This is a genomic window from Paenibacillus sp. P4_E11 (assembly GCF_056401635.1).
Map to the genome: position 1 here is coordinate 23,610 of NZ_JBFUIX010000041.1, position 18,899 is coordinate 42,508.

At 49.7% G+C, this 18,899-nt stretch carries 9 protein-coding genes; 7 read left to right on the plus strand and 2 right to left on the minus strand.

Going from position 1 to position 18,899, the window contains the following annotated elements:
* Positions 1 to 25: 25 nt before the first annotated feature.
* From AC1DWB_RS16810 to AC1DWB_RS16820, 3 genes are all read left to right on the plus strand, one after another.
* Positions 26 to 583: an SGNH/GDSL hydrolase family protein gene (locus tag AC1DWB_RS16810; RefSeq protein ID WP_477542229.1), complete on the plus strand. Its 558-nt coding sequence runs from the start codon at positions 26 to 28 to the stop codon at positions 581 to 583.
* Positions 584 to 651: 68 nt separating this feature from the next.
* Positions 652 to 3,291 (plus strand): glycosyl hydrolase, encoded by a 2,640-nt coding sequence (locus AC1DWB_RS16815; RefSeq protein WP_477542230.1) that lies wholly within the window; start codon positions 652 to 654, stop codon positions 3,289 to 3,291.
* A gap of 32 nt (positions 3,292 to 3,323) precedes the next feature.
* Entirely contained in the window at positions 3,324 to 4,385 is a 1,062-nt protein-coding gene (locus tag AC1DWB_RS16820; protein WP_477542231.1) for a Gfo/Idh/MocA family protein, read from the plus strand.
* Between the two features lie 558 nt (positions 4,386 to 4,943).
* Here AC1DWB_RS16820 and AC1DWB_RS16825 read toward each other — a convergent pair.
* A complete protein-coding gene (locus tag AC1DWB_RS16825) occupies positions 4,944 to 11,744 on the minus strand; it encodes an S-layer homology domain-containing protein (RefSeq protein WP_477542232.1) in 6,801 nt (2,266 codons plus the stop codon).
* Positions 11,745 to 12,123: 379 nt separating this feature from the next.
* Between AC1DWB_RS16825 and AC1DWB_RS16830 the strand changes: the two genes are divergently transcribed.
* Positions 12,124 to 13,269 (plus strand): response regulator, encoded by a 1,146-nt coding sequence (locus tag AC1DWB_RS16830; RefSeq protein WP_477542233.1) that lies wholly within the window; start codon positions 12,124 to 12,126, stop codon positions 13,267 to 13,269.
* Positions 13,270 to 13,348: 79 nt separating this feature from the next.
* Here the strand turns inward: AC1DWB_RS16830 and AC1DWB_RS16835 are convergent, their stop codons facing one another.
* Entirely contained in the window at positions 13,349 to 16,423 is a 3,075-nt protein-coding gene (locus AC1DWB_RS16835; RefSeq protein ID WP_477542234.1) for an ATP-binding protein, read from the minus strand.
* Between the two features lie 135 nt (positions 16,424 to 16,558).
* Between AC1DWB_RS16835 and AC1DWB_RS16840 the strand changes: the two genes are divergently transcribed.
* From AC1DWB_RS16840 to AC1DWB_RS16850, 3 genes are all read left to right on the plus strand, one after another.
* Complete coding sequence (locus AC1DWB_RS16840; protein WP_477542235.1) at positions 16,559 to 17,605, plus strand: IS1595 family transposase; 1,047 nt, start codon at positions 16,559 to 16,561, stop codon at positions 17,603 to 17,605.
* Between the two features lie 47 nt (positions 17,606 to 17,652).
* A complete protein-coding gene (locus tag AC1DWB_RS16845) occupies positions 17,653 to 18,102 on the plus strand; it encodes a YhfM domain-containing protein (RefSeq protein WP_477542236.1) in 450 nt (149 codons plus the stop codon).
* Between the two features lie 235 nt (positions 18,103 to 18,337).
* A complete protein-coding gene (locus tag AC1DWB_RS16850) occupies positions 18,338 to 18,781 on the plus strand; it encodes an OsmC family protein (protein WP_477542237.1) in 444 nt (147 codons plus the stop codon).
* The last annotated feature ends 118 nt before the right edge of the window (positions 18,782 to 18,899 follow it).

The window sequence follows — 18,899 nt, forward strand, 5'->3', positions numbered from 1 at the left end:
TACCGATCGGAAGAATACGGAAAGGATGAAAATGATGAAGAAAGTCTTGTTATTAGGGGATTCGATAAGATTGGGCTATCAGTCATATGTCAAAGACAAACTGGACGGCTTGGCAGATGTGGTCGGGCCCGAAGAAAACTGCAGATTTGCCAAGTATACGCTGTGGAATGTTGACCAATGGACAACGGACTATGGAAGGCCGGATGTGATTCATTGGAATAACGGCATCTGGGATATTCAACATCGCTCTGGAGAGCATGGCATATTTACGCCTTTGGAGGAGTATGTTGCCACCATACAGAGGGTGCTGCTTCGACTAAGGAAAACGGGAGCTCAGATAGTCTGGGCAACAACCACAGCTGTAGATCCCAGGAATCAACAATGCAAAAATGAAGAGATTGACATTTATAATCAAGCGATTGTGCAAATGATGCATGCAGAAAATATTGATGTCAATGATTTGAATCATTTGATTAAAGGGAATATCGCCTCCTATATTGATAACGATCTGGTGCATTTAACGGCTCAGGGCAGTGAAGCTTGTGCCGATGCCGTTGCAGGAGCCGTGAAGAAATATTTGTAATTGGAACGTGTTTGGACAGTAATATAGAATGACTATCGGGCAGACACGATGGGGGAGAGGCGCTTAGGATGAACATTCGGTTGAATGATGTCATGACGGGAAAAGAAGACAATTATATTATCCCGCTGTTTTGGCTGCATGGGGAAGAAGAAGCGGTCATCCGCGATGAAATCGCACGCATCGAGGAGGCGGGCATCCGGGCCTTGTGCGTCGAGTCCCGCCCTCATCCCGATTTTATGGGACCGTTATGGTGGCGCGACATGGATGTCATTATGGATGAAGCTAGGAAACGCGGCATGAAAATCTGGGTGTTCGACGACGACCATTATCCTACCGGTCACGCGACGGGGAAATTGAAGCATGTTTCCCGAGAGCTTCGCCGGCTTTTCATCAAGGAGCATCATATCGACGTTGTCGGCCCGATGAAGCATGCCTCCATCTCGATAAGGGCGCCTATCACCGGTTGGCAAACGGAGGATGAACGCGAGAATCGTCCGATCGGGGTGGCGGCAGTCGAGCGGCACCCCGGCTCTGGCCATTTGATCGAAGGCAGCGGGATCGATTTAAGCGGCTTCGTCAGCGGAGATATGCTATATTGGGATATTCCCGCCGGCTATTGGCGAATATTTTGTTTCTCCGAGACGACGACAGGCGGTGCCGAGCATGCCAAGGATTATTTGAATCCGATCGTTCCCGAATCGGTTCGCATGTTGATCGATGCGGTGTACGAACCTTTTTACGCGCGCTACGGGAGCGACTTCGGGCATACGTTTGCTGGCTTTTTCTCGGATGAGCCGGGCTTCAATAACGACAAAGAGGCTTCGTTCGAAGCGAGAATCGGGAAAAAAAACATGGTGCTGCCATGGAGCACGGAGCTGTATGCGATACTGAAGGAGCAATTCGGCTCCGCGTTCGTTCCTTGCTTACCCTTGCTCTGGCATGAAGGCGGCGCGATGACCTGGGGCGTTCGATATGCTTATATGGATGAAGTGACCAAGCTGTATGCGAAGCATTTCACCGATCAGATCGGCGGCTGGTGCCGCAGCCGCGGCGTTCAATACATTGGACATGTCATCGAAGACAATAATGTGCACGCAAGACTCGGCCCCGGTCCGGGACATTTTTTTCGCGCGATGTGGGGGCAGGACATGTCCGGGATCGATGTCGTTTTGCGGCAAATCGTTCCGGGATTCGACGAGACGCCTCTCACCTGGATCGCGGGCGAGACGGACAGCGAATTTTTCCATTACGGGTTGGCCAAGCTCGGTACTTCGCTCGGTCATCTCGATCCTAAGAAAAGAGGCCGCACATTTGCGGAAGTGTTCGGAGCCTATGGTTGGTCGGAAGGGCTCAAGCTGATGAAATGGCTGACGGATCACATGCTTGTCCGCGGTGTTAATTGCTATATGCCCCATTCGTTCTCGCTGAAGGATTACCCGGATCCGGATTGTCCGCCTCATCTGTATGCGAGAGGGAAAAACCCGCAGTATCGCTACTATCGCGAATTGAACCGGTACACGAATCGAATGTGCCATTTGCTGAACGGAGGACGTCATGTTGCGCCTGTGGCAGTGCTTTATCATGCCGAGGCGGAATGGTCGGGGGAATGCATGTACTTCCACAAACCGGTGAAAGAACTGTTGCGTGGGCAAATCGACTGCGATATCGTTCCATCGGACGTGCTCACAGAGACGGCGTTCGTCAAGAACGGCAAGCTGCACGTGCACGAGGAACAGTTCAAGTGCATCATCTTGCCGTATAGCGAGGCACTGCCGGGCAAGCTGTTGACCGCATTGAGCGAATATGCGGCGCAACATTTACCGGTGTTGTTTATCGGCGGACTGCCGGTCCGTTCAAGCGACGGAAGCGATGCGACGGATGCAATCGCGCGGTTGGCCGCTCATGACAACGTCTACTCCGTCGCATTGAGCGAGTTGACGGATAAGCTCAAAGCTATGGGCGTCCATGAAATCGAGACGGAAGGACATGCACCATATTTGCGTTACTACCATTATGAACATGACGATTTGGATGTGTATATGTTCTTCAACGAGCATCCTTATGAGCTATTGGAAGTTAACGTTCGGCTACCTGCAAAAGGCGATTATTTTCTGTATGATGCATTTTCCAATCGGCTTGGCTCCCTGAATATGGAAGAGGGTCAGGCAGGCAATCAGATCCGTCTGCAGCTTTCTCCCTATGAGTCGGTTATCGCGTTGACGGGAGAAGGGGTATCGCTTGTTCTGCCGGAAAACCGGATGCCGGTCATGGCCAAGCAGCCGGATCAGGCGATGACGATATCCGGGCCGTGGAACATTGCAATTGCGCGCTCGGAGATGTACCCCGAGTTCGAGCCATGGAGGCAGTTGCATGAATTGGTCGATCTGAGCCGCCCCGAATGGCTCCCTTCTTTCTCCGGTACTTTCCGATATGAAGGAGCGTTTGAATGGCAATATGCGGGAATGCCGATCTATCTCGATCTTGGAGAAGTTTATGAAACGGCGCAAGTATGGGTAAACGGATCGCTTGTCGGGACCCGGATTTGCCCGCCTTATCGGATGTATATCGGGCATCTTATTCTTCGTGACAGGAATACGATTGTGATTGAAGTGACCAATACGCTCGTAAGGGAGCAGCCTGATCCGTTTTCCCGCTATTCACCGTTCGAGCCGAGCGGTTTGATCGGGCCTGTGCAGCTTATTTATTAAGCGATACGCTAAATCCGAAGGGGGGATCGGAAATGAAAAAAATGAAGGTTGCCGTCATCGGTTGCGGAACGATTGCAAAGACGCAGCACATTCAGCATTATCACGACAATGAAAGAGCGGTCATCAAGTATCTTGTCGATCCGTTAGAGGAACGCGCCAAGGAGCTTGCCGCCGTCTATCGCGTTCCTCACACGGCTGCCGATTACCGTACGATTCTGGGGGATGAGGAAGTGGAAGCCGTCTCCATCTGCACGCCGAACGATACTCACGCACCAATTGCCATCGCTTGTCTGAATGCGGGCAAACATGTCATCTGCGAGAAGCCGGCCGCGCTAAACATGGAACAGGTTCTTGAGATGAAGGCCGCCGCAGACCGCAATAATAAAATACTTCAAATCGGTGTCGTAAACCGTTACAATACGGCGGTCAATAAAATCAAGCAAATGATCGAAGGTGGCGAGTTGGGCAATGTTTACCACGTGATCTGCTCTTTCCGCGCGTATCGTTCGATACCAGGGCTTGGCGGTCCGTTCACTACGAAAGCTAAAGCTGGCGGCGGCGTATTGGTCGACTGGGGTGTTCATTTTCTTGATTTGATCTTCTACAGCTTGGGTCAGCCCGCGGTTCAGACCGTGTCAGGCGCCATTCATGGCGAATTGGCGAAGGATATGAAGCAATACGTGTATGTCGACATGTGGGCAGGGCCACCTATCTATAACGGAACGAATGATGTGGAGGATTTCGTAACGGGACTGCTGCGCACGTCCGGCCCGACGATCAGCTTGAACGGAGCATGGGCGCAAAATATCGGGGAGTCCACCATGTTCGTGGAATTTCTCGGCGACAAGGCGGGTGTTAAGTTTGATTACGGCAGCGGAGACTTCAAAATATACGCTTCCAAAGATGGGACGTTATACGAGTCGACTCCGTCCTTCACGAAGGCGGATATGTTTGCCGCAGAGATCGACGATTTCCTCAAATCGGCAGCTGACAATGTCAAGAATAGGGCGAATATCGACCAGGTCATGATCACATCCGAAGTGATGGATGCAATCTATAAGTCGGCCGAGCTCGGAAAAGATATAATGCTATGAGAAGATCGGGTTTGCTAACTGAACTCAACTACCTAGAACCCCGCCGCTGGCCGGGGTTTTCTTAACGCCAGAGAAAGTATAACTTTGCTGGTTGTTCATCGTCTCGGTAAACGCACGGCGTCAAAGGACGTCGTTAGGCGGTTATCCTTAGATTCCAGAAAGTTCAACTGGATTGAATGCATGGAGAAGCGGACACAGGAGCCGCTATTGGCTACGAGAGCGCCATATTTAACCTTCTTGTGGACACATGATCCGTTATTAGCAGTGAATTCGCTGAATTTGGCTTAAGATCACGCGGATAACAGCATCTGTGTCCGTAATAGTTACAAATGGGCACTTGTGCCTATTACTCCACACGTTGTGATTTCCTCAAGCGGATTGTTGGTATGCAAGCAAGTGAAGTGGGAAAGTGTCAGTAACTGAACTCATCGACCAAGGCCTGTAAAGGAACTGCAATGATTTTATAGAACCATATCTACGGAAAGAGGAAATAAAGATAAAAAACTGCCTGCCCTCTGTATAGAACAGAGGACAGGCAGCTTGCTTCCGAAAGCAATTCTAGCGGGACACCAACGTTTCGCCGCCTTCTTGACGAACCGTATAGTTATGATCCCGGGACGCTTCTTCGATGTCGCGATATGCCCAGTGGCTCTCCGCCAAATCCGGCCAACTCGGCCCAGGCACGCCATAGAGGGGACCTCTGTGGAACACCCGGTTCAGAATCGTCACCGCTTCGGCGCGAGTCAGCGTTTGATCCGGCTGGAACGTGCCGTCCGGATAGCCGGACATGATTCCTGCTCCTTGAACCGCTGAAATCATTTGGCTAGCCCAATGATCGGCCGCCACATCGGAGAAGCTCGCATGCTTCGTGCTGCTCAGCTTCAAATAATTGAACACGATTGTTGCCATCTCGGCCCGGGTAATCGTGTTCCCCGGCTTAAATTCACCATCCGGATAGCCGCTCATCACACCCGCTGATTTCAACAGTTGTATCGATTTGGCTGCCCAATGGCTGTCATCCACATCCGGGAATCCGCCTGTGAAGGTCACATTGCGGGCTACTCCCAGATTCGTTAGCATCGTGGCCAGTTCAGCGCGTGTCGCGCTGCCTTCCGGACGAATGAGCCCATCCGGATAGCCGTTGATGTAGTGGATGTGGAATACGTTAGGCTTCTCTCCCGCCGATGCCAATCGAATAATCGTAAACGTGCTGAATTTGTCGATCGTAAACCGCAACCCGTACGTGTCTGCGGAGAGCGAATCGACTTCGCCGCGAACGACTTCTTTCTCCCCGTCGTCGTGTTCGATGAAGATGGCAAGCTCATTCAGGAAATCTTGCCGTTCCTGCAGATTTTCCGGCAGCTTCACGCCCCTCAGCGGAAGCGTCAAGGTCACCTTGCGGCTGGACAAATTCGTTTCGATCGTCATCGGACGGGTGACCACTTCAATCTTATTATCACCTGCGTACTTACGAACGATCTCTTCTGTCCGCGCTCTCTCTTCCACTTCCACACGTTCGTTCGGATCTTTGACCGGAACGAGACGGAAGTAGATTTTCTCTTTTAACCCTTCGAGAGATGCATGCGGTACATGGATAACGCCATTATCCGTATAAATCTCCAAATCGATGTTGTTTTTTTGCAATATGGCCAATGCATCTGCCGGGATATCGACGTTCGTTTCACTCACTTTATCCGTCGGATCGGGAATGACGATACGCGCGATCGTTTCTCCGCTCTTGACCGCCTTGTCCGCGGCTTCCTGCGCTTTCGCCGGCGTCAATGTCACCTGGTCCGTAATCCGGCCGTCGGGATGCGTCGTCCGCACGATTTCAACCTTCGTAATGTCGATCTTCTTGTCTCCGCCGATGACGACGTCGACCGTGATGATTTCCTTCGTTGCAGTCGGTGTGGACGGTCCGGTTGCACCGTTTCCGCTGCCCGTTCCTCCGGTTTCACCGCTGTTGTCGCTTACCGTAACGAGACTGTTTCTGGCCGTGATCAACTTGGCCCGAGCCTCATCCACTTCCGCCTGCGTTGCGTTCGGGTCGTCTAGGACGAATCTTGCCGACGCAAGCTTTCTTTGCAAGGCTTCCCAGCTGTCTGCGGTGTAATGGCCCACTATCAGATGGGCGTCATCGATGCTCGTGATGGCTTGACGCAACAGCGTTTTGTCGCTAATGTCGCTAAGCTTCTTTAGGCCAATAACCGCGTCATTCACCGCTTTGGTTGCAGCCTCTACTTCCGCCTGAGTTACCTCCACGTTCGGGTCCTTCGCCTTGACCAACAACACATGAAGGGCATCGGCCAGTTCGTTTTGCAGCGCCTGCCAGCTTGCCGAAGTATACGGTCCCGGCGCCGATGTCGCGTTGTTCACCTGCAGTAGGGCCAGTGCGTCATCCTTCGCTTTTATAAGCGGACGCAAGTCTACCAGACCGACCTCCGCGAGATTCAGTTTGGACAATGTGTTGCCGTACTGAGCCGGAGTTGAGCTCGGATCCGCATATACCGCCTTCGCTACGCTGTATGTTGACGTGAGCAAAGACCAGCTGTGCGCCGAATAATAAGGTTCGTATACACTGCCGATAACAGGAGCCGGATAATGGGCCAGTCGATCGATTTCGACCTTCAACACATTTTGAGTGCCACCCATAGCCTCCAGTGCATCCAGCGCTTGTGCCAAAGCAGCCAACGCGTTATCAATCTCGTACTGGGTCGCGCTCCGGTTAGCCAGTACCGCGATAGCTTGGTCACGGGCTGTTTTCAGCACGGCCCAAGTTGCTGGCGTATACTTGCTCTCGTCCAGTTTCCCTGCCAAATCTACCTTCGCCTGCAGCACATTTTTATGCGTCTTGGCAAACGTGAAGTAGCTGCCGCTTGCGAGCAAGCTGCTGTCGATCGTCACTGTGCCATCGGCGTTCAAGTTATAGAAATCGATCTTCCGCGGGGTTGCGAAATTGCCGTCCGCGTTAAGCAGAAGGTAGATCTGCTCTTTGTTTGCAGCGTCGACGCCATCCAATTTCAATGTTACCGGTCCGTCCTGCCAATTCGTCTTCTCGACTTTGTGCACGCGCTCCATCAAGTTCATATTATAACCGTAGTAGGTCGATTCCGTTACGGTTTGGGAGAACGCCGCGCTCGCTCCATTGTCACTGAGCGTCAGGAACGAGAGATTGTTGCCGATTGTGTTCCCATTCTCTGCATTTGACGCTCGAACGGCATTGCCGAGAGCGATTGTCACCAATGCGCCTTGCTCTTGCGACTTGGACTGCTTCTGCATCAAATCACTCATGTCGTCGCGTCCGATGCCGGTAATGCGCTTGCCGTAGCCAGCGTTCGCAGCGGCGGTCCACATCTTGGTGATGCCGTTGCTGGACATATAGTCGGTCAGACCGTTATTCTCCGGTTTGCCCGTATTCAGGGTCAACCCGTATTTCAGCCCCAAATAGCTCTCTACCTTTTGCTGCTCGGCTGCTGATTTGCTTGTTGGGAAGAGCACGATTTCGGCAATATCGCCCTTATAATGATCCCAGTTGTCCAAGCTTCCTCCACCAAACGTGCCGCCGATGACCGGTGTAAAGGCAATTTGGTTGAAGGCACCGTTCAATTGCATCGGTTTATTGGCCCCGTTCAAACGGCCCGTTGGCGCGGCGGAGTTGCTGCTGTTCAATCCGGCCAAGGAGTAACGGGTCGGGTCGTTAAAGGCAAAACCGTGATAAGTGCTGGTCTTTCCGTTGCCCGCCCACAGCTTACCCGCCCATTGCGAGAAGATGGCCGCTCCGTAATTGCCTGTGGGCGCAGAGGAACCTACCGCAGTCCCCGCTTGTTGCTTCATGACGATATATCCGCTTTGATACGCAATTGGATTGTTGCCACGCAGGTATTCGTTCGGCGCAGCGGTGTTGCTCGCTGTATTCGCGAACGTTACCGCCGAGTTGAAGTTGGCGTTCCCCGGCTTGTAGTCCGGCGTGCCGTTCACCGTGAACGTATTATTGCCCGTTTCGTCCGTCCAACCGGCCAATAAGCCTGAGCCGTTGTCGCTTGCACCCGACGGCTTCAGCCATAACGACGCACCGCTTACGCCGCCCGGAGCTTTCGAGTTATCGATTGTCTGCGCGAATGCGAAGTAGCTGCCGTCAGCCATATCGGAGCTGTTCAACGTGATCTTCCCGTTCACGAGCTGAGCGGCTTTCAGCGTCCCGGTAAAGCCGGAATCGGCACCGATTACGATGTAGGTCGGTTTGTCGGCCTGCACGCCGTCGAGCTGCAACGTGACGTTGCCACCGAGCCAGTTCGTTTTGTCTACCTTGAACGTGCGAGCCATCCGACTCATATTCGTACCGACGGGTACGCTATAAGCTGTATCGCCGTCATTATCGCTGAACGTGAGGAACGAACGATCGTTCGTAATGGTATTGTCCGGATAGGCTTCGTTGGAAGCTTTGATATCATTGCCAGCGGCAATCGTCACCAACGCCCCGTTTTCTTGGGACTTGGATTGCTTCTGTTCCAAACCGCTCGCGGCATCTTTGCCGATACCGGTAATGCGCTTGCCGAAACCGGCATTTTTCACAGCCGACCACATTTTGGTTTCGTTCGAATCGTAGTCACTCGCGATATAATCGGTCAAGCCGTTGTTCAACGTCAACCCATACTTGAGCGCCAAATAACTGTTTACTTTCTTCTTCTCCGTGGGGTTGAGCCCGCGATCGTACACGACAATTTCGGAAATATCGCCCTTGTATATGCTAAAATGGCCGGCACCGATGTAATAAGTGTTAGCCGTAGGCGGATCGAAATTGACGCTGGTAGTCGTTGCGTCGAGCAACTGTTGTCCATCGACCGAAAGCGCCCAATCCTGATTTGCCGCGAACACGTCCAGCAAGCGAGGTTTCGTCAGATCGAGGCCAGGGGCTTCGACAGATCGCAGCACGTCGGATCCGAAGCGCGTTGCGATGTTCCCTTTGCCGTCCTTGTTGCCGTAAGTTGAAGTCTGCAGAGCAGGATTGCCTCCGAAATCCCATGGAAATCCTTTTCCTCCGTCGGTTATTTTGCTGGTCTGCACCGAGAACACTTCCCGAAGCTGATCCGTATTTCCGAACGAAGTACCCCTATAATAACTGTTACCTGGAGCTTGGATGCCGGCATTGGAGTTGATCGCCGCAGCAACGTACGGCATCTCTCCCCCATTGGACCAACTTCTGTTCGAGTCAGCCAAATCTTGCAGAGAGACGACTTTTCCGTCGCTATTGACAAGGGCGCTCTTCCCTACATTAACCCACGAGGTCAGACCGTTGCTTACGCCACCGGGAGCTGCATTGGCAGCAGCAAACGTAAAGTAGTAGCCGCTTGGCAAGTTAACGTTGTCGGCTACAAATGAGTCTCCGCTTGCTCGAAGCCCGATAGCTGCGGCGTTTGCAAAGCTTGCATCGCTGTCGACGAGCAGCTTGATGTTGCTCGCCTGCGTGCCGGCTGCAAAAGCGCTCTTCGCGATACTAAGCTGGACCGGTCCGACACCGTGAGTGTTCTGCACCTTCCAGACGCGTTCGGACGGTTTCCAGTAGGTGTTAGCGATCTTGACCGGGGAACGGAACGTAGTTAACGTTTGGCCATTATCGCCCCATATCATCGATTGCTTGTCAGCAAGCGTTCCTGTGACATCCTCGTTCTTATCCTTCAGCGGTCCGATCCCGATCGTCAACTTCGAAGCATCGTTGGTGGAACGGCTTTGCTTTTGATACAGGCCTTGCCCATCGTCGCGGGCAATACCTGCAATATTGTTGTTGTAATCTGCGTCAGCATTCCAGATTGCACCCCCATTGGAGTCCAAATAAGTGACGTTATCCAACGAAACGCCGTACTTGATGGCCAAGTAAGATTGAATCTTCTGCCTTTCCGTAGCAGTCAACGAAGCGGAATATACAATGATTTCCCCAACTTGTCCGTTATAAAAATTGGTGGAAATCCCTCCTTGTTGTCCTGATCCAAGGGTTGTTTTTTTATTGATGCCTTTCATAGGCTCCGTTCTGCTTCCTGCGGAAACCGTTTCTTTCCCATCCCGGTATATTGATTGGCCAGGAGTAGATCCGATACCGAAATTCATATTCCAAATGTAATATTTGCCGGATTGGGCCGAACCTCCCGATGTAGACACCCTGTTTGCATATATAGAACCCGCATCCCAATATATGTTTCCATCGCTCCAAGGCATGTGGACTTGCAGCCTCGGATCACTACCGGTATTATCAGTATTTTCATAAAATAACGACGTATTTTTTACACTGTCGACACCCGATACAACGAATACGTTGAAATCATTATAGGTACCGCTACCCAGCAAGCCGGCAGCATTCGACAAGTAATCATTTACTCCGTCAAATGTTACGCCCGGATTGAAGTTGAGCCGCTTGCTGTCGCTGTTATAGGCAGGACGATTGGCGTTGGTGCCTTGGGTGAAGTCCCGGCTGTTGCTCATGTCATGCCACGTCGATACTGCGCCGCCGGTCGCCTCCACACCGCGATCCGCCTGGAGCCACAGATGAAGACCTTGGTTTACGCCGCCCGGTGCAGTCATAGCACCCCTAGCTTGCTCCTCCGTGATCGGCCCGTCCCAAATTTTGACTGCATACGCTTTGCCGCCTGATGTGTTCCAAGCGGAAAGAATATCGTCAAAGAAGAAACCGATTCGTGAAGTAGTCCCCGAGAGCTTGAGAGTGGTTGCGCCCGTTGTATCTACAAAAGAGAATTCCTTCGTTAACACACCGTCTCTCCCTATATATGCAGTGAACGTATTGCTCGCAGCCTCTCTGGTAACCACTAAATCGATCATGTCGTTGACATTGAACCCGGATGTACCAGTAGGAGATTGTTGAAGATCCGAATAGAACAATAACTTGTTTCCGTCAAAATAAAATCCATCGTCTTTCACTTTATCCTTAAAGTCTAATATTTTGGTGTACGCTCCTGCGAACGAGTCATACGAAAAGCGAACGCCTATCGTATAATTCGTACTAATATCCCGATTCACATCAACCGTGAATCCGCCGGCATCGTTAGCGCCCCTTGTCCAATACCAGTATGGCCTCCCGTTAGCATCGGTATTAAACCCTTTGGTAGCATTGCCATACGATTTCCCCCCGACTGTCCCACTCACTTCCGCCCACGTTGATCCGTTGAGCGAATCCTGAGTGTTGCCGTTGAAATTGTAGCTCGCGATCACATTTGCCGGAGCTGGCGGAACCGGGTCCGCCGCCGCTTTCTGCGGCGCGCCGATGCCGGTGAAGCTCCCGAGCACCAATGCCGCCGTGAGCGCAGTCGCAATCTTCCGCTTCCACACATGAATTTTTCTAGCTAACAACACTTTCTCATCCTCCTGTTCGTTTCATACGCTTGATAAGTACGATTTGGATTTTATTACCGGCAGCTAGACCAACGACGGCGTCGTATGCAGCATCATGCCGCCTCCTTCAGCTATTTGTTCAGTTGCATCGCCTCTCCCCGCTACGTGCAGCAGTTTCTATCGCTATTCTTGTCATTTCCGTCGATGCCTTGATCTGTTCGTGCCACATACAATAGCGAGAGATCGTAAAGTGTAGTTTTCCACGAACTAAATTATAGACAAAGCTTCTAACCAAACTCTAACCACAGTATTTTCATATAAAATAGGAAACCCGTCTTGCCGATATTAAATAGCATGAGAAATAGCGATACAAGGGTCGACGGACGGAGGCAACGCCTAAATGAGGATCATGCTGGTAGACGACGAGCGGCTGGCGCTAGTCAGGCTGGAAAAAATGCTTGAGGAGTTTCACGATTGCGAAGTGATCGGTTCCTTCTCGAAGGTTGAGTTAGCGCTCCAGCATATCGGCGAGTTCCAGCCCGATGCCGTCTTTCTGGATATTCAAATGCCGGGAATGGACGGTTTGAAGGCGACAGAACGAATCCGCACTATCGCACCGGATACGAAAATCGTCTATGTGACGGCCTATGATGAATACGCGGTTGAGGCATTCGAACTGGAAGCGTTCGACTACTTGATGAAGCCGTTAAGGCGCCAACGGTTGAGCCGAACCATACAGCGTCTGCGGGAGCGCGTTGCGCTTTCATCGGAATCTCCCAAAGAAGAAGAAGTACTGTATCATTGCTTGGGAACCATGCAGATCCGGAATCCCGACGGGCAGTTGGAAGTTCTGAAATGGCGGACAACGAAGGCGAAAGAGCTGTTCGCCTACTTGCTGTATCATCGCGGGAAAGTGATTAGCAAGAATGTCTTGCTGGAGTTGCTTTGGCCGGAATTGGACGAACGCAAAGGGCTCGGCAACCTGCAGACGAGTATTAATCGGATTCGCACCGTATGGAACGATACAGTCGGAGAAGGCTTTATCTCAATCCGATATGCTCAGTACGGATATATCCTTGAAACGAACCGGCTGCGAATCGATGCGGAAGAATGGGAGCAAGAGCTTCGCAGATTTAACCCTGCTTCAATCGAACATGCCCCTGAACATCAGCGATTGTTCGATATGTATCGCGGCAATTTTTACGAAGAAGATCATTATGCGTGGGCGGAGGGCGAACGTCAACGACTCAAGGCGCTATGGCTGCATCATGCCCAGCAGCTGGGGCAATTTTATTGTTCTCATGACATGAATATAGAGGCACTTGGTGTTTACCATCAAATAGTAAAGCAGGATCCTCTGCATGAAGATAGTTATCTCGAGCTTATGAAAATATATGCTCGAATTAATGATGCAGATTCTGTCGACAAACAGTATCAACTTATGATTCGAATATTGAAACAAGAAGCTGAGGTCGATCCCAGTCCTGACCTATTGGAATGGTACGCACGATGGAAACAATCAGACAAAAGTTCGATCCACCTATAGAAGGCAGCCTTCTCCAAGAGAGCTGCTTTTTTGCTGCACCTCATTTGATTGGGCGACTCCTATCGATTATGCTCTCCTCTCATTTCGACACGACAAAACTGACGATCGTACCTTGATTCGGAACACTCCGGATTTGCAAACCTTTGCCGTATAGTTGTTTCAATCGCCGATCCGTATTGTACAAACCGACTCCCGTCCTTGTGCCCACGCGCATGTCCAGTATGTGCTCCACCGTTTCCTCATTCATCCCTACACCGTCATCTGTTATCGAAATTTCCGCTTCATGCTCGTTTTCGGTAATTCGGATATAAATTTCTCCGCCTTCATCACGGCTTAATAGGCCGTGTCGTATGGCGTTTTCGACAAGAGGCTGGATGGAGAGCGGGGGGACTTGCAAATGAAAACTAGCGTCAACATCCCAGCGAATCGTTAATCTGTCTTCAAAACGTTCTTTTTCGATATACAGGTAGGAGCGGACAAGACGAAGCTCATGTTCAATCGGAACGAGTCGTTCCATATTCCGAAAGTCGAAGCTTGCCCGCAAGTAATGGCCGAATGCTTCAAGCAGCGCGGTCATTTTCTCATTGTCGATTTCACTGAGCGCGGCTAACGAATTGAGCGTGTTGTGCAGAAAATGCGGTTGAATTTGCGCCTGAAGCCATGCCGCTTCCATGCGAAGCCTTTCGCGCACCGATTGCCTCAATTCGGTCAACGCCCGTACCCGGGACTTCAATTCCATCGCATCTACCGGTTTCGTCACATAATCGTTGGCGCCTGACAGAAAACCCGTATCGATATCTTCCGGTCTGCTGCGAGCGGTCAGGAGCAGAACAGGCAATTCAGAGACAGAGAAGCGCTCGCGAACGATGCGGGTCAATTCGTATCCGGACATGTGCGGCATCATGATGTCGGTAATGATCAAATCCCATTCTCTCGTATCCAGAACGGCAATTGCGTCCTGGCCGCTTGAAGCCGTGACGACGTGATAGTTTTCCGAAGCAAGGAGGTTGCGCAAAATATTTAAATTGACCGCATCGTCGTCAATGACCAGAATGTAGGGTCGATCCGTACCGGACGCCGACTCCGGCTCGGAAATGTCGCTACGAGTTTCAGAGGAAGCGGAAACCGCCGCTTCGGCATAAACGGCCGATACCGGGGCGATCATTTCGGTCTCGTATTGTCGGAAGGATGATTCAGATAGCGGCAAGGTAAAGCTAAATTCTGAGCCTTGGCCCGGAATGGAGTTGACCTCCAGCGTGCCTCCGTGCAGCTCCACCAGTTGCTTGCATATGCTTAACCCGAGCCCGATCCCGCCTCCGATCGCCGTTATGCCGGAGTCTCCCTGCTCGTAGGGTGCAAACATCCTTTGCTGTGTCTCCAGGTCGATCCCGATGCCGGTGTCGGCGACGACAATGTTCGCCATACCGTCCTTGACTTCGGCCTTTATGGTGATATGTCCTTGATCCGTATATTTCACCGCATTGTGCAGCAGATTGAACAAAATTTGCGTCAGCCGGTTTTCATCGGCCATGACATCGGGGAAGTTGGCCGGGATGTCGTTGACGATGTGAATCGGCTTGCCTTCCGTCATGAAACGAAGCATCTCGGTTACACCGGATGCGACTGCCTGAACGCAGACACTCTTCATGTGCAAGCGGATGCCATTCTCCTGGAGCCGCGTCATGTCCAGCAAATCGCCCAGCATATACGACATTCGTTTGCCTACGGAAATAAGCAGCTTCATGTTTTCTCTGTTTTTGTCGTCGTGCTCGTGAATTCCGGTATCGAGAACGGTCTGGGCGATGTTAAGGATGCCGTGCAACGGATTCCGCAATTCATGGGAGGTGTTGGCCAGGAAATCGTCCTTCAGCTTGTCCGTTTTCTGCAGCTTCTCGGCGAGCTTCGCCGTCTTGGCGGAAATGCGGAAATAGCGTTTGAACCAGAAAGTCGCAAAAGCAAGGAACGCGACGATCAGGTCGATCGGATAATAGCCCATATCGAGCAGACCTTTGAGATAACCTCCAATGACATTAGACAATACGCTGGTAAGACCGAGCACCAAATAAATGGCGTCCTTATCGCTCATTATGGCCGTATGCAGCGAGAATCTCAGAAAGAACAAACAAGCGAGCAAATCTATGAAATAGCATACGGACAATGCGCTTAGCGCGTAGCTGGCAGGCAAAAGCACGACCGGCAACGCCGCAATCACGCAAAGCAAGGGGAACCAACGGAACACGGTGTGCTCCGCATGCTCCGGCAAGAGACTCTTGGCAAACTGCAGCAGAAAGGCGCCTATTCCAATAAAAGAGAGAAGAACAAGCTTAATGGACCACTCGTAATTGATGGCCGGCAGCCAAACCATCAATAGTTTATCATCGACGAGCATTGTCATGACAACGGCACTGACAACGAGCATAAAGAAGTAGATCATCACTTTATGCCGGTGGCCGATCACGTACAGAATGAGCGCGTACAAGGCATGAATCATCAGAACGACACATACGACCAGCTGCATGTTGACGGAAAACCATACTTCCTTGTCCACTGCAAGTTTACTGCCGAACTTGATCGACTCTACCAAACCGCCCTTTAACCTGTTGTCATAATTCGCAACTTGCACGACAATATCGATTTCGCCCGTATCGGCTTGGAAAGTAGCGGAGTAGGGTATGCTTCGGGCTGTATACTGCTCTCTGGTCTTCGCCGGCTGCCCTGCTCTTGCCAAAAGACGATCGTTCACGTACAGTTCGGATGATGTACGCACGTTCGAAACACGGATGCCATAGGTTTGCTCATGATCCGGGTTGACCTTGATGCGCAAACGATAGGAGCCGTAGCCGTATTGCGAGCTGTTGTGCGCGGATTCAGCCGAGTTCCAATTTCCAGGAACGTGAATGAACGTCCTCCCTTCTCCGGATGAGATTGGGTTCGACTCGCTTTTCATCACAAACTCGCCGGGATAAAACTCCCAGTCTCCGTCTAAAGCAACCGTGTGATCTTTGGTGAAGTCGAATCCGCGCAAATCCAATTCGCCCCGAACCGCATGAGGGTGATCCGGCGACGTTTGCAGAGAAGCCCAGATGATACGAATCAGGAATAGGGCGATAAAGAATGCCCCGGTAATAAGGACTGCTTTTCTTTTTGTTATCATAGTCCCATCTACTTCGACAAAAAACAGGGGAATTCCTTTGATTTTGGCTATGTTTAATTATGTTGTTGATAATTGATGTTTGCGAACATTAGTTCTATAATTAGGGTAAATTCGTGATGCGGAGATGATTTACCCATGGATATAAAGGAGTTGAAGAAGCTCGCTGACGCTTTGGACGATAGCGGCAAGCAAGAACTTATTTACTTTTTGCAATCCCGTACTAAGGGAATGACGACACCAATCCGTGTAATTGATGAAATTCAGGAACAGAAACATAAAGAAGGTCTCATTTGCCCGCATTGCAACAGCCATTCGGTTGTGAGATTTGGAAAATACGTGATTAAAACACGTACTGGAAATGTCAAGCGGCAACGTTACCGTTGTAAATCATGTCAACAAACGTTTAACGATCTTACTAACACTCCTCTTCAACGCACCAGAAAACCCCATCTTTGGGTTCGATTCATCGAATGTATGATTGAGGGGTTTTCGCTGAGGAAATGTGCGGAATTGTTGAATGATGAGGTAACTCATGTAACTTTATTTTACTGGCGTCATAAGATTCTTTCCGCATTGAAACAAGTTCCGACCGAACCGTTCCAAGGAATCGTCGAAATGGATGAAACTTATTTCTTGTATTCTGAAAAGGGCAAAAGGATCATCTCCGACCGTAAGCCCCGAAAACGTGGTGGCAAGTCTAAATATCGTGGCATCAGTAACGATCAAATATGTGTATTGGTCGCTCGCGATCGTCAGAAGATGACTTTCTCTGGCGTTCTTGGGCGTGGCCGTATTCGAACAACGAAATTGGATGAAGCTATTGGCGGTCATTTATCTGATTCAAACGTGCTTTGCACTGATTCGTGGAGGGCATTCAGCTCCTATGCGAATACGAAAGGCTTGGCTCATTACCGTTTCAAGTCGGACGGAAAACAGCGTGTGAAAGGCGTGTACCACATTCAGAATGTGAATAGCTACCACAGTCGTTTAAAAAGATGGATGGATCGTTTTAATGGTGTTGCAACCAAGTATTTGCAACATTATCTGGCTTGGTTTCGTTATTTAGACAGCAAGGAGTATGAGAACACAACGTCGAATAAGAAAAATATGTTGGTCACTTCTTGCCTGTTTACTGTAAAAGAGACAAACACTAAACTTCGACGAATATCATCTTCCTCCTGAACTAACGGTAGGGTAAATACTAAATCCATTATTAATTGAGGTGATTAATGTTGAAAAAAATAGTAGGACTGCTATTATCCATTTTATCAATAAGCATCCTGTTGATTGCATGTACTGAAAAAGATCTAAAGACATTATCTTTAGAACACGAGAATATAAGGTTTGTATCAATACATAACAAACAAGGATTTAACAAGATATTGGAGAATTCAAATCAAATTTCAATCATTGTGAATGCAATTGAAAATTCAGAAAAAAGTGATGAAATTCTGAATCCACTTACTCCAAATCGAACCCCTGATGAAGACTATTCCTTAGAGGTGATTTACTTTGACCCAACAGTTAAACATGATGTAATGAAATCTTATTTTGCCTGGGTTAATAAAGAGAAACAAGAAGTTAAAATTGCACCAGTTCAGAAAGGAATGACTTATTTGTATAAGTTAAGTCCTGAAACGGTTCAAGACATAGAAAAGTTGAGTTTGTTCAATGATTAATTAACCGTCTTGTTAGTGGGCGGTTTTCTTTTTGTTGAGAATCAATAATAGAATTTAACATAGCCTTGATTTTAAATACTCAATCGTGAATGTCGATTGCGTCATACGAAAATCGTAATCCTACCGTGTAGTTCTTGCTTTTTTTTGATATAAAATAAAACTCATTAACGAGATAGGGATTATATGATATAATTTTGTTAGATTCTTAAAAGCTATTTTTAAAGGAGAAATCATCATGCCAATTACGACATTTAAAGCTACAGCCCATTTACAAGAAGGTGTAGTTGTCAAAGTACGTTCTAGAAATTTTGAATTTACAATTGATGAACCAAAAAGTTTGGGTGGAACCGATACGGGTATGAACCCTGTAGAAGCGGTGCTTGGTGCTTTGGGGGCCTGCCAATCGATCGTGGCGCGAGTATATGCCAAGAAGTTTAATGTTCGTCTCGATGATTTTTGGGTAGAAGTTGAAGGTGATCTGGACCTGGATGGCTTCTTCAAAAAATCAGACGTCCGTCCTGGTTATTCTGATATTCGCTATAACTTTCATATCAAGACCGATGCCCCAAGAGAACGAGTTGAAGAATTTGTGCAATTTTTGGAGCAGACGTGCCCAGTTGGAGATACACTTGCGAACCAGGTCAATCTCAAATTAAACAATATTATTATTGAAAACTAACTTCAAACGAATACAGATAGCCCGCACCTGAAAAGGTGCTTTTTCTTTTGGGGCAGAATTCAACGTACAACGCTATGGATCGCAAATGAAACTCAACCACAACCTGATATTCCCATGA

Excerpts from the sequence above, each read along its gene's own strand:
- AC1DWB_RS16840 (WP_477542235.1), top strand. The coding sequence starts at position 16,559 with ATGGATATAAAGGAGTTGAAGAAGCTCGCTGACGCTTTGGACGATAGC.
- AC1DWB_RS16815 (WP_477542230.1), top strand. The coding sequence starts at position 652 with ATGAACATTCGGTTGAATGATGTCATGACGGGAAAAGAAGACAATTAT.
- AC1DWB_RS16845 (WP_477542236.1), top strand. The coding sequence starts at position 17,653 with ATGTTGAAAAAAATAGTAGGACTGCTATTATCCATTTTATCAATAAGC.
- AC1DWB_RS16820 (WP_477542231.1), top strand. The coding sequence starts at position 3,324 with ATGAAAAAAATGAAGGTTGCCGTCATCGGTTGCGGAACGATTGCAAAG.
- AC1DWB_RS16835 (WP_477542234.1), bottom strand. The coding sequence starts at position 16,423 with ATGATAACAAAAAGAAAAGCAGTCCTTATTACCGGGGCATTCTTTATC.
- AC1DWB_RS16810 (WP_477542229.1), top strand. The coding sequence starts at position 26 with ATGAAAATGATGAAGAAAGTCTTGTTATTAGGGGATTCGATAAGATTG.
- AC1DWB_RS16830 (WP_477542233.1), top strand. The coding sequence starts at position 12,124 with ATGAGGATCATGCTGGTAGACGACGAGCGGCTGGCGCTAGTCAGGCTG.
- AC1DWB_RS16850 (WP_477542237.1), top strand. The coding sequence starts at position 18,338 with ATGCCAATTACGACATTTAAAGCTACAGCCCATTTACAAGAAGGTGTA.